This is a genomic window from Hahella sp. NS-SX17 (assembly GCF_057367735.1).
In genome coordinates this window covers 1,437,454-1,449,508 of record NZ_CM170632.1, presented here as the reverse complement: position 1 = coordinate 1,449,508, position 12,055 = coordinate 1,437,454, and the positions used below count along the sequence as shown (strand labels likewise).

Below are 12,055 nucleotides of genomic sequence, written 5' to 3'. Positions count from 1 at the left end.
CGGCTAAAACTGACTTATTGCGCCTTGATGTACATATCTTTGGCGTAAGCAATGTCCAGAGGATTATTAGTGGCGTATCCGCCGAGCTGAGGGCTGACCATACGCAGGCCGCGGTAAAAATAGATGGGGGCGACGGGCATTTCTGCGGTGAGGATCTGCTCCGCTTTCTCGTAGAAAGGCGCTGGATCAGTAGAGTTGCGCGCGTCCGCGAGCAGTTTGTCGAATTCTGCGTTATTCCACTTGCCGTCATTGTTGCCGCTGTTGGACAACATCAGGGTCAGGAAGGTGGAGGCTTCGTTATAGTCGCCGTTCCAGCCGTAACGGGCCACTTTGAAGTTGCCGGCGGCTTTTTCCGTCAGGAAGGTTTTCCATTCCATGTTGGTGGGCGTCACGATAGCGCCCAGTTTTTCTTTCCACATCTGGCTGATGGCTACAGCGATGGATTTATGGCCTTCGCTGGTGTTGTACACCAGGTCGAATACCAGTGGGTTGTCTTTGTTGTAGCCGGCTTCGTTCAGCAGACGAATCGCTTCGGCGTCTCTTTCCGCCTGGGTCAATTTGCTGATTTCAGGCGCGACGTAATGGAAGCCGTTCACTTCTGGAGGCGTGATGCTGTATGCGGGAGTTTGCCCGCCTTTGGTGATGTACTTAACGATGATGTCGCGATCAATGGCGTAGCTCAACGCTTTACGCACGCGTACGTCGTCGAAGGGTTTTTCCTGCAAATTGAACTGATACATGTAGGTGGCCAGCTTGGGCACGGAGATCAGCTCGTCGTTCATGTCTTTCTTGATACGCTCCATCTGGGACACCGGCACCGTGTTAGTGTGGTGCATTTCGCCGGCTTCGAAGCGCTGCATTTCGGCGACCGTATCGTCGATGGGCAGGTACACCACTTCGTTGACGATGGTGTCTGCATTGCCCCAGTAATTTTCATTACGCACGGCGACCATTTTCTCGCCGACGCTCCACTCTTTCAGCTTGTAGGCGCCGTTGGAGACTATGTTGCCGGGCTTGGTCCAGTCGCCTTTGTATTTTTCCACAGTTCTCTGCGGAGAGGGAAAGGTGGTGTAGTGGGACACCATGATGGGCAGATAGGTCACTGGCACTTCCAGAGACACCTGCAGGGTGTAATCGTCCAGCGCTTTCACGCCCAGATCGGTAATCGGTTTTTCGCCGTTGACGATGGCGGTGCTGTTGGCGACGCCGGCGACTTCCATGTAGTACGCATAGTTGGAGCCGACTTCCGGATTCACCGCGCGTCTCCAGGAATAAACGAAATCATTGGCGGTGACGGGTTCGCCATCGCTCCACTTGGCGTTCTGACGCAACTTGAAGGTCCAGGTCTTAAAGTCTTCGCTGGCGCTCCAGCTCTCCGCCACCCCGGGCGTCAACTGACCATCGGGACCACTGCTGGTCAAGCCTTCAAACAGATCGTTGACGATAGCGCCGCCGACACTGTCGTCCACCAGCTGAGGATCTATGGAGCCGGGCTCCGAACCATTACCCCTTATCAAAACCTGCTCCGCGGACAACGGCTCTCCCGTGACCGGGTGCATTCGCGTCGATTTGCTCCCAGGTTGCTTCGCCCCCGACCTGGTCTCCATCTGACTGACTTGGGCGGCTTCCGCTTTTGGCGCGACGGAAACCGGCTCATCACCAGAACCGCCACAGCCTGACAGGGTAAAGGCGGCGGCCAACATGGTCGCGCCGGCAAACAGGTGTAATGTTTTCATAGATACTCGCAAACTCCTTAGCTGGTTATTTTATTCCTGTACGGTTACGTGCATTGCGCATCGCCACGCAACCCGCCATTGGCCCCCTGCTCACGCAGGGGCGCCTGACGACGTAAGTAAAACCGCTCCTGAACGGACGATGACTCAGATATGTCGGGTGAATGTTTTCAACAAGAAGAAAAGCAGAGCCAGAGACTTCATGACTTCCCGTCCTGAAGCGCCTCTTTTTCTTTGACGAGAACATCCCTTTTTTTGTGATCGATCCAATCGGTCACCAGTCCATCCAATACATTTAACGGAACGGCTCCGTCACGCAATACAATATCATGGTACTCGCGAATGTCGAATTTCTCACCTAATTCCTGCTTGGCTTTTTGTCTTAGAGACTGGAACTTAAGCATGCCGATCTTGTACGCAGTGGCCTGCCCGGGCATGACGATGTAACGCTCAATGGACCTGACCACGTCGCCGTGGGCGTTAGGCGTGTTCTCCGCCAGATAGTCAATCGCCTGCTCCCGGGACCAGCGCTTGGCGTGTATGCCGGTATCGACCACCAGACGACAGGCTCGCCACAGTTCCATCGAGAGACGACCAAAGTCCGCATAAGGGTCTTTGTAGAAGCCCATTTCTTTGGGTAACAGTTCTGAATACAGCCCCCAACCTTCGATGTAAGCGGTGTAATCGCCGAACTTGCGGAAGGTGGGCAGATTGTCCAGTTCCTGGGAGATGGAAATCTGCATGTGGTGACCGGGAATACCTTCGTGGTAGGCCAGCGCGTCCAGTTCATAAATGGGCATTTCGCTCATTTTGTAGAGGTTGGCGTAATACAGGCCCGGACGATCCCCTTCCAGCGCCGGCGCTTCATAAAACGCCTTGCCCGCTTCCTGCTCCCGGAACGGCTCCACCGCTTTGACCTTCAGATCCGCTTTGGGCAGCGTCAGAAACAGTTTGGGCAGGCTGGCTTTCATGTCGTCGATCAGCGCCGTGGCTTTCTGCAGATACGCCTGCTTGCCCTCTTCCGTTTCCGGGTAGTAGAAGCGTTTGTCCTCACGCATGAAGGTGAAAAACGCCTGCAGATCGCCTTGGAATTTCACCTGCCGCATGATCGCGCGCATGTCATCGTGGATACGGGCGACTTCTTTGAGGCCCAGTTGATGAATCTCCTCCGCGCTCATATCCGTGGTGGTGATGCGACGCAGAGCGTTGGCGTAAAACGCCTCGCCGTCCGGGAATTTCCAGACTCCGGCTTTGTCGTCCGCGCGCTTTTCCAGGTCCGTCAGATAAGCGATCAACTTTTCGTAGGCCGGCTTTACTGAAGTCAGCAACGCTTTGTTCGCATCCGCCATCAGTGCCGCCTTGCGCGCCTCGGGAATATCCGCAGCGCCGACCTTTTCAGCGAAGTCCGCCAGCAGCGCGCTGTCTTTCTCGCCGGCGAACGGCTTGCCGGTAATAATATTGCGGCTGGACTGAATCACTTTGGGAAACACAAAGCGCGGCGGAATCACGCCTTTCTCCGCCCGCAGCGCCAGCTGCTCAATCAGTTGATCGAACAGCGCGGGAACGCCATTAAGACGACTGATATAAGCCTCCGCATCTTTGACGTCATCAATGCTGTGCTGGTTGATCAATAGAGAAGGCGCGCCGGAATGGGTTCCAAACATCTGATTGACCGGGTAGTTGTAGTGACGCCAGCGGTAATCTTCAATCTCAGCTTCCAGTTGCTGCTGCATCAATTGATAACTCAATTGATTCGATGCGTTCAGGCGGGAGAAATCCAGCGCCAGAAGATCCTGCAAATTCGACTTGGCGATGCGCAGCGACTCTTCAGAAAAGGCTTCGCTCATGTCGTCCCATTGGTCATAGTCGGTTTTAATGCCCAAGTAGGACTGAAAGGTGGGGCTGCGCGACACCCAGCCTTTAAAAATTCGATCGAACAAGGCTTGCGCCTGTTGGTCCGCCGTTTCTGTCTGCGACATCGCAGTTGTGCTCCCTGTTTCCCCGGCCCACGCCGCATTGGTGGCGACGCCTCCCCCCAGACTCAAGGTGGATAGCAGCACGCAGGAATACAATTTTATCTTCGCTTTATACATCCGTTGGTTTCCATGTTCTCATACATTCCCCACCCCTTAACCGCAGGGACAGGGCGCTCGTTGCTCTTATCGTCCCGAAGCCGGCCAGCTTGCGCAAGTCTCGCCATTTTGAAAACGGCTACTCGCCACGGCGCCCTATTCAAGGTTGCACAGACTCGCCGGACAACTGCATCCAATACTGCTTTTTATCCGGTTATGCAAGCAACAGCGCCTTGACACCGGCTCATATTCCTTATGCTCGTATCGCCCAGCCAATAACGATTCTTTTTATCGGCTAGAAACTGGGATGAATATTGGGAAAAGCACGGTATTGGAGGCGCATTAAACGCAGTAGAATCCGCTTCGTGAACCAATCACGAGCGTTATTACTGGAAAGTGTTAAGAACTTAAAAGGAAGTAATCTTATGACTATTAAGAAACACCTGATCAAGACTCTGGCCGCCCCTCTGGCGTTCTGCGCCGCTACCGCCTCCTCCGCCGAGGTCGCCTATTTCGAGTTTACCGACGTCGAGCCGGAACAGACATTTGTCATTCAGTTAACGGACAAAGCGAAAATTCAGCAGGCGCGGGACATTCTGGCTAACGGCCAGGAGGACTTTTATCACGTCATGGGCTATGTCACCCCTTCTCCAGCGCCTTACAACCCAAGATGGCAATATCATATGGACACGGACACCATCAGCTTCTTCGAGTTCGCCATAGAGGTCTGCGACGCCTCCATGCAATACGTTCAAGAACACCTCAACGAAGTCGGCGGCGCCTTTTTACCCGGCAATATCTGGTGCCCCTGGAGCTCCAAACTGGTGAGAGAGGTCGGCGTTCCTACCCAGGAATAGCCCGCTCAGCCCATCTTCAATGCAACGGCCCGAATTCTCTTCGGGCCTTTTTGCTAACGCCTCGCCTGCCCTCGTACTGCCATGCCGTCATATGGCTGCAACAAGCCCCATCCACGATTCAGCTATAGTTATTAATATGGCAATGGTATTGGCATGTTAATGATCAGCCGCGGGAGACAGGGACTGCCATGCGCAGGCCCTGTCATTGCAGACAACATGCGCAGGCCCTGTCATTGCAGACAAATAGAAGGAAGCGATTGGTCTGCCAGATTAATAAAGTACGACGCACTATCTCACTTACACCCCATGCTCTATTGGCTTCGACTGTTTTTATTGCTGGTTTGCGCCGCCACCGTCATGGCGGAAGAGCGTCAGCAGGTGATTCTGGCCAACGGGGAGTGGGAGCCTTTCCTTTCCGAACGCCTGCCTCATTACGGGTTCGCTTCGCACTTGGTGACAGAGGCTTTCGCCATCGTGGACGTGCAGGTGGAGTATCAGTTTTTCCCCTGGGCCCGCGCGGAAGCTATGGTGGAAAGCGGGCAGATCGACGGTTCACTGCTATGGACGCAAACGTCGCAGCGGAATGAGTTCGCTTTTTTCAGCGATGTTGTGGCCACTCAGGATGAGGTGCTGTTCCACCTGCGCAGCCATCCCTTAGAACCGAAATCGCCAGCCGACTTGCGCGGTGAGTCCATCGCCGTGCCCCTGGGGTCCAAGCTCGGCGTTTGGAAAGAGGTGGTGGAGTCTGGGCAGGTCATGCTGGTCGGAGTGCGGGACATTGAAGTGGGAATGAATATGTTGTTGCGGCGACGGGTAGACGCCTTCCCTCTGGCCAGAGCCGTCGGTTACGCCGCTTTGCGCATGCACTTCCCACAAAAGGAGCAGGCACGCATCACCCATTCATCCACTGTTTTCGACCAACATGAGTACCGGCTCATGTTGTCCCGCAAGCGCCCGTTGAGCGCCAGACTCATATTGCAATTCAATGAAGGGCTGCGCCAATTACGCGCCAGCGGACGTTATCAGGAAATGGAAGCCGATTATTATCGCGGCGCCTACGACGCCCCCAATTCAAAAGCGTTGACCAGTGGCGACTGAACGATCCCGGTTCAGGGAAACCGCTTCATAAAGCGCCGGTCAATCACGTCTTTCCAGCGCCACACCCAGCGGCCCGCCACACTGACGCCCCCGCGCGCGCCCACAGCGTCACAACCGCCACAGGCGAGCAAACTTAAAAATCGCCGCTGAGGACGATATGTCCGCATCGGCAGGCCTCGCAGCAAACGGTGCAAATTATCAAGTAAAAACGGCGCCTGACGCACTGCGTACACCCCCGCCCGGGGTGTGGGAGAGGCGTCAATCCAGGCGCAGTCTCCAACGGCGAATACCTCAGGAAACGCAATGCTTTGCAAGCTGGGGGCGACGCGGATAAAGCCCTCTGCAGTCAAGGGTAACTCCGTCTGTATCAACCAGGACGCCGCTTTACCTTGCGTACACCAGAACACATAGTCCGCAAGTAACGTCCGTCCTTCTTTATCAATCAGGCGTTCAGAGGTTACTTCCGCAACATCGAAGTCTACCTGCGTCATCACGCCATAGCGGTCCAGCCGGCGATGCAGCCAGCGCTGCATCCGCTTCGGATAATCCGCCACAGGCGTACTGCGCGCCGCCAGGGTCACACGATGAGCGGCCGGCGCAGACTGTAGCGCATGCGCAATGGCGAACGCCAATTCCACGCCGCCAGCGCCGCCGCCCACTACCACAATATTCCGCCCTACTGGATCAACGCACAGGCTTTCATAGACCTCACGCCAGCGAGGCCAAAAGTCGGCGATGGGTTTGACGGGAATCGCATGCTCAGACGCTCCCGGCGTATCCAAGTCCGGAACAGCGCCGATATTGATGGAGAGATAGTCGTAGCGCAACGCCTCTCCGCTTTCCAGAAACGCCATGCGCCGGGCGCAGTCCAGTCCTTTCACCCGTCCTTCGATGAACTCCGCTCCCGCGTGACGACACAGGGCCCGCACATCGATATGCGCCTCTTCATACTGATAATGCCCCGCCACCAAACCCGGCAGCATGCCGGAATAAGGGCTCAACGACCGCTCGGACACCAGCGTCACATGCACATTCGGCAGGGGGTCGCGCATCAACGCCAGCAACAGCAAGGCATGGGTATGGCCGCCGCCAAGGAGCAGCAGGGTCAGAGAGTCTGATTGTTCAGCCGTCACAATAGTCCATCCGCGCGTCAATGAATCATCACTTCCGTTATCCCTGAATAATAGCTGGCCAGCAACCCAAAATACGCAGCAATCTTGAGACGCCCATGCAGTCAGGTATGGCAAAAGTGCACGCAGAGACCATGGCCAAAGGTTTGGTTGCGCTGGTGAGCCAGCTCCAGATCGGCGCTGAACGCATGACTGCCTTAGGCGTTAGTATGGCGGCCCCTGTCGCCTGCAACAAAAACGAAGCGGGCAAAGCCAGGAACCGCCGGGTTGAATTGGTGAAAAGGTAGTCTGAACCGGTCGTCCTGGCAGTCCTCAATAGCGGACTTTCGCATCGCCAGACACGACCTTTTCTTTCTACTCCGTTCGCCCTGAGCCTGTCGAAGGGAGTTTCAGAGGGCTAATCCATAGGCAATGACCTTTAATCAATATCCGGGAAATCGGCTACTTTTCCTGAGTCGCCCTGGAGAGCCCTTCGACAGGCTCAGGGCGAACGGGGGAGATGAGGATAGGCTCTGACAGGCTCAGCCCACATGGGGAGATGAGGACAGGGAAATTCAGAATGCCTGATAAATCAGGAGAATTTCCCCGTCCATAGTGCATGGCGGATAATCGATCAAGGGTTACCTAACTAAGCATCAGACGATCAAAGCCAACCGCAAAACCAACTCCTTGCTTGTAAGCGCCGCCGCCCACGACCTGTTTCTGCGCTCCCAACTTGGGTACGGAGATTTCGAAGCCATCCTCCATGTAGTAACTCAGCCCACGCTTCACGGCGCTGAACACTTCATATTCTGAGGTTTGCAGCGACACCATCTTCTCCGCCAGATCGATCAGCTCTTGCCGAACGGTTGGCGTAGTAGGATTAATGACCTCGACGCCAAATTGAAAAAACTCCCGGTAGCGACCTTCCTGGGGCCGTTCATAGCGCCAGCAGCGCTCGAAATACCAGAGCCGCACGTTCTTTCTGCGTTTGAAGTGTTTATCCGCCACCAACTGCACCGTCGCCGTCCCTTCCGGACGCAGACATAAAGAGCGACCTTTCTTATCCGGAAACACATACATCTGCCCCAGTACTTCCTCGCCCGCTTTGTCCACATAGACTTGAGAGGGTTCGATGGAAGGCAGTATCACCTCTTCAAAACCACTCGCTTCCGCCAGCGCAATCATCTGATTCAGCAAGACTCTGCGCTGCTTCGCCGTATCGCCGCTGATAATGCGGACGCCTTTGGCCATACCTTCAATTTTATATTCCATAACGAATTCCCATTCACTGATTTAAAAACAATAAAAAAGCCCTCGCAGCAACGCTGGGAGGGCTTTCTCAGTGAACGGGCTTAACTTTCAACCAAGCAATAGCTCTCCCAGCCGACGATGCGACAGTGAATGCAGATGCTTTGGATGAAAGTTGAAAGTAATCATGCCGGACATTATGCGTCCGAACAGAAGGATGTCAACCCGCCGGGCTAACGCCATGCGCCGGAGCAAAAAAACAAAGAAAAGGCGGCGCCTCATAGACAGAGATCGCCGCCTTGGTTTTCATCTAGTCGAGTCGCGCTTTAGTCAGTCGTTACTCAACGCGTTGCGCTGCGGCGATAAAGAACATCGGTCGCTCCAACTCGACTTTCAGTTCCGGGCACTCCTCGATTTGCTCCGCGCTGGGACGCCATTCCTCCAGATGCTTCAGGGTGAAGCCGGCATTAATCAACATCGTCAGATAGGTTCCCAGAGTGCGGTGTTGTTTCACTACGCCATCGGCCAGCCAATCAGTGGTCCTTGGCCCTTCCACCAGATACTGATTGATAGGCCAAAGGGTATTTTTATTCTGGTCCTCCGCCCAACCAGGGTTCATGGGGGCCGTATAAATCGGATGTTCCGCCGAGAAGATCATCCAACCGCCAGGTTTCAGACTGCGATACGCCTGTTCAAAAAGACCTTGCAGGTTGGCGATGTAGTGCAACGTCAGCGAGCTATATACCAGGTCGTAGCAGTTCTCGGGTAGAGCCAGCGTCTCCAGGTCCTCTCGGGCGTACTCAATATGAGCGTCCGACGTCATCTCTTTCGCCTTGGTCAGCATATTCTGAGAGACATCGACGCCCAATACGCTAGCCGCAGACTGTTCACGCGCCCAACGGCAGAACCAGCCAAAACCGCAGCCTAAGTCCGCCACGCTGGCGTTAGCCAAGGGCGGCATCAGCGCACGGATGGAGGCCCACTCCGGCGCTCCGTCCAGCCCGTTCAGAGACCGCGGCAGCTCGCTGTAGCCTTCAAAAAAAGAGTCGGTGTCGTAAATATTTTGTGTCATCAGTATGTACTCCGTTTGAAAAGAAGCCGGCAACGAACGGGATACAACTTCCTACAGGCGTGACAAAGCCCCGTCCGTTGATACGGCGGGGCTGATTTCGCAATTACGCGAACTTAGATTTGCTCACGAATTACGGACGCCCCACCAGGAACGCCCTCAATTCGCGACACAATATGAATATCGATATAAATCATCGCGCGATTATTTCAGGGGCAAAAAACGGAGTCAATAAAACCCGCCATCTGACACATGCGGCGATCTGACGCAAAAGCCCCTACCAGACCAAGCCCTTCACGCCATGTTCCCCTGATCCAGGTACTGAATCATCCGTCCTTCTTTCTTCTCCAGTTTGAAGTCGCTGCTGGTAAGACGAAACTGCACGATATAGTCAGAGACACACTGGGTGTCGTGTATATCGCCAGGTAAAAATACCCTGCAATCACCGGGGATCAGGGTATCGCAACCTCTACTCACCAGCCGGGTTCCGCCGCGCTTATCCGTAATAGACTGATAGGTGGACATTTCCAGGGCGCCATGCTGTAAGGCGTACAACACCCAGCCGGCGCCATGGTCATGAGGCGCCCGATACAGCCCCCGAGGTTCGGTATGGGCCAGCAGTCTGTATCCGTGCTCTGGGTCGGTATACAACTCGACCATATCGGGCCGATCCGCGTGAATCCGCGCCAGCCAAGGCTCTTCAGTGGAAGCTTTCGCCAGATTCTGCAGCAAGCGGCGGAGCCTTATTACATTACTTGTAGTCAAGCCATCCCAGCCCTCGCGAGCCAATTCGATAAAGTGATCAAGTGCGGTAGGTTGCATAAGTCCTCCAATGGGTTAAACAAGTCTTATTGATGCGTCTTAATAGTTAAAGCTAACTTTAGGTTAGAGTTCTTATTCCGTCCCTTTCTCTGTATTCCCTGAAATGCCAGTACCCGCGCACAGCAAGACCAACGCACAGCACTAAGGAGACGCAGGCGTACACACGATGTAATCCGGTTTCAGCCAGTTGCGGGGTCAGCGCGCCGAGCGCCGACGCGTTGGTGACGCTATCGAACAAAGCGCTCATCAGGGCCGCGCCGGTCAGCATTCCCAGATTGCGCGAGAGATTCAGCAGGCCGGATACCTGTCCTCGTTGTTCCGGAGCGGCCCGAGCCATTAGTTGGGTGTTGTTCGCGACGGTGAAGGACGCATAGCCGATGGCGGTCACCATAAGACAGGCGATATAGCCGATGACGCCCGTCGCGGCGCTCAGATGAGCGAGGCCCAGGGAGCCGAAAAATAGAAGCAGCACGCCGATTGACGCCATGTTGCTGCAAGTTTCCTGTTTTACGCGGCGACCGATAAGGCTTGAGGCAATCATGACGCACACAGGGCTGCAGCCCATTACCAGTCCGATCATGGACAGATTCAAGCCGAGGGAAATGAGATAAAACGGCCCAATCACCAAGGCGGTCATTACCGCCGAAGCCACAATGAACTGAATCAGATAACTCAGGCCATAGCGATAATCGCGCAACAATGAAAGGTGAAGTAAAGGAGAGGGCTTCGCCCGTTCAACCAAGACAAAAGCGACCAACAGAACAAGCGCAAGCCCCGCCATAAAAAAGCGCAGCAACGCCTCCTCAAGTTTGAGCTTAATCCCGAACGAATAGATGAGCACAATCATCGCCAGCAGGGCGGAGCCCATCAGGTCAAACGGTTTCAACGCCTTATCCGCCCCTTGGCTGGCGCGAGGAAGATAACGCATAGCGAGGAACAGAGTAAGCGCTCCCAAAGGGAGGTTGAGCCAGAACACCCATCGCCAGTCTGCGAAGCCAGTTATCAGGCCGCCTAGAACAGGACCCGCAGCGGTGCCCACGGCGGACACGCCCCCAACCCAACCCATTACCCGCCCGGTGTGATCCGTCGGCGCAACATCTCTCACCAAAGCCAGATTCAGAGATATCACAAGCGCGGCGCCGATGCCCTGGACTCCACGGTACGCCGAGAGCATCCCTATGTTTTCCGTCATTCCGCACAAGGCGGAGCCCACCATAAAAATACCCAGGCCAGCGATAAACAATGGGCGACGGCCGTAGGTATCCCCCAGACTTCCGGCAATCACCAGGAAAGAAGACAGCGCGATCATGTAGGCGATAACCACCCACTGGACCTGGGCGTAGTTGGCGTCAAGGCTAGACACCAGTTCGGGCAATAGAATGTTGACGCTACTGATCGCCAGGGCGGTGAGAAAAGTTGACAGCAGCAATGCGACCAGCGCGCCACGATATTCAGAGAGAGGCTCCACACTGTTGGCCATAACGACTCCACTTCCTCTTTAACTACCGTATTGAGGAAGCTACTATGCAAGTTAAAGTCAGCTTTAGGTCAACACCTTTATGAAAAACTGTAATGAGCTGGATATCGCCGAAGTGGCTAAGCTGTCCGGCTTGCCAGCTTCCACCCTTCGGTACTACGAAGAGAAGGGGCTGATAAAGTCCATTGGGCGAGAAGGGTTAAAGAGGATTTTCCGCTCCACGGTCATTGACCAGTTAGGTTTGATTTCCCTGGGCCAATATGCGGGCTTTAGCCTGGAAGAGATTGGGGCCATGTTCTCCCACGATGGGAAGCCCAAAATAGACCGGGCGCAACTCATCGAAAAAGCCAGCGAGCTGGACCAGCTCATTCAGCGAATGGAGACGATGCGGGACAGCATCATCCATGTCGCTAATTGCCCTGAGCCCAATCAGCTTGAATGTCCCCGCTTTCAAACGTTAATCAGATCGGCGGCGCGTAAGCGACACAGTGAAGGCCGCTTGAAAAGCAAGCCAGGGAAATCACAGCAAGGGAAAGGAGAAAAAGATTAAGCCGGCGGAGCGGAGAG

11 protein-coding genes are annotated in these 12,055 nt (G+C 54.9%); 4 read left to right on the top strand and 7 right to left on the bottom strand.

What is annotated here, in order from left to right:
* Positions 1 to 14: 14 nt before the first annotated feature.
* Positions 15 to 1,736 carry a peptide ABC transporter substrate-binding protein gene (locus AC2IBB_RS06535; protein WP_486332093.1) on the bottom strand — a complete coding sequence of 574 codons (1,722 nt, stop codon included), beginning with the start codon at positions 1,734 to 1,736 and terminating at the stop codon, positions 15 to 17.
* Between the two features lie 197 nt (positions 1,737 to 1,933).
* The gene (locus AC2IBB_RS06530) at positions 1,934 to 3,826 is read right to left on the bottom strand and encodes a DUF885 domain-containing protein (protein ID WP_486332092.1); all 1,893 of its coding nucleotides are present in this window, start codon (positions 3,824 to 3,826) and stop codon (positions 1,934 to 1,936) included.
* A gap of 404 nt (positions 3,827 to 4,230) precedes the next feature.
* On the opposite strand from AC2IBB_RS06530, the gene AC2IBB_RS06525 reads away from it, so the two are divergent.
* Positions 4,231 to 4,662: a BP74-related protein gene (locus AC2IBB_RS06525; protein WP_486332091.1), complete on the top strand. Its 432-nt coding sequence runs from the start codon at positions 4,231 to 4,233 to the stop codon at positions 4,660 to 4,662.
* A gap of 306 nt (positions 4,663 to 4,968) precedes the next feature.
* A complete protein-coding gene (locus AC2IBB_RS06520; protein WP_486332090.1) occupies positions 4,969 to 5,760 on the top strand; it encodes a substrate-binding periplasmic protein in 792 nt (263 codons plus the stop codon).
* Between the two features lie 11 nt (positions 5,761 to 5,771).
* Here the strand turns inward: AC2IBB_RS06520 and AC2IBB_RS06515 are convergent, their stop codons facing one another.
* Positions 5,772 to 6,893: an FAD-dependent oxidoreductase gene (locus AC2IBB_RS06515; protein ID WP_486332089.1), complete on the bottom strand. Its 1,122-nt coding sequence runs from the start codon at positions 6,891 to 6,893 to the stop codon at positions 5,772 to 5,774.
* A 95-nt stretch (positions 6,894 to 6,988) separates the two neighbouring features.
* Between AC2IBB_RS06515 and AC2IBB_RS06510 the strand changes: the two genes are divergently transcribed.
* Positions 6,989 to 7,177 carry an OmpA family protein gene (locus tag AC2IBB_RS06510; protein WP_486332088.1) on the top strand — a complete coding sequence of 63 codons (189 nt, stop codon included), beginning with the start codon at positions 6,989 to 6,991 and terminating at the stop codon, positions 7,175 to 7,177.
* A gap of 337 nt (positions 7,178 to 7,514) precedes the next feature.
* Here AC2IBB_RS06510 and AC2IBB_RS06505 read toward each other — a convergent pair whose 3' ends face one another.
* The 4 genes from AC2IBB_RS06505 to AC2IBB_RS06490 all read right to left on the bottom strand — a co-directional run bounded on the left by AC2IBB_RS06505 (position 7,515) and on the right by AC2IBB_RS06490 (position 11,491).
* Positions 7,515 to 8,144, bottom strand: coding sequence for an ATP phosphoribosyltransferase regulatory subunit (locus AC2IBB_RS06505; RefSeq protein ID WP_486332087.1), 630 nt, complete (start codon positions 8,142 to 8,144; stop codon positions 7,515 to 7,517).
* A 313-nt stretch (positions 8,145 to 8,457) separates the two neighbouring features.
* Positions 8,458 to 9,192 carry a class I SAM-dependent methyltransferase gene (locus tag AC2IBB_RS06500; RefSeq protein ID WP_486332086.1) on the bottom strand — a complete coding sequence of 245 codons (735 nt, stop codon included), beginning with the start codon at positions 9,190 to 9,192 and terminating at the stop codon, positions 8,458 to 8,460.
* Between the two features lie 291 nt (positions 9,193 to 9,483).
* On the bottom strand, positions 9,484 to 10,011 hold the full coding sequence (locus AC2IBB_RS06495) for a hypothetical protein (protein WP_486332085.1): 528 nt from the start codon (positions 10,009 to 10,011) through the stop codon (positions 9,484 to 9,486).
* A gap of 58 nt (positions 10,012 to 10,069) precedes the next feature.
* Positions 10,070 to 11,491, bottom strand: a complete 1,422-nt coding sequence (locus AC2IBB_RS06490; protein ID WP_486332084.1) for an MFS transporter — start codon at positions 11,489 to 11,491, stop codon at positions 10,070 to 10,072.
* A 79-nt stretch (positions 11,492 to 11,570) separates the two neighbouring features.
* Here AC2IBB_RS06490 and AC2IBB_RS06485 point away from each other — a divergent pair, with 79 nt between their 5' ends.
* Positions 11,571 to 12,038 (top strand): helix-turn-helix domain-containing protein, encoded by a 468-nt coding sequence (locus AC2IBB_RS06485; RefSeq protein ID WP_486332083.1) that lies wholly within the window; start codon positions 11,571 to 11,573, stop codon positions 12,036 to 12,038.
* Positions 12,039 to 12,055: the final 17 nt, after the last annotated feature.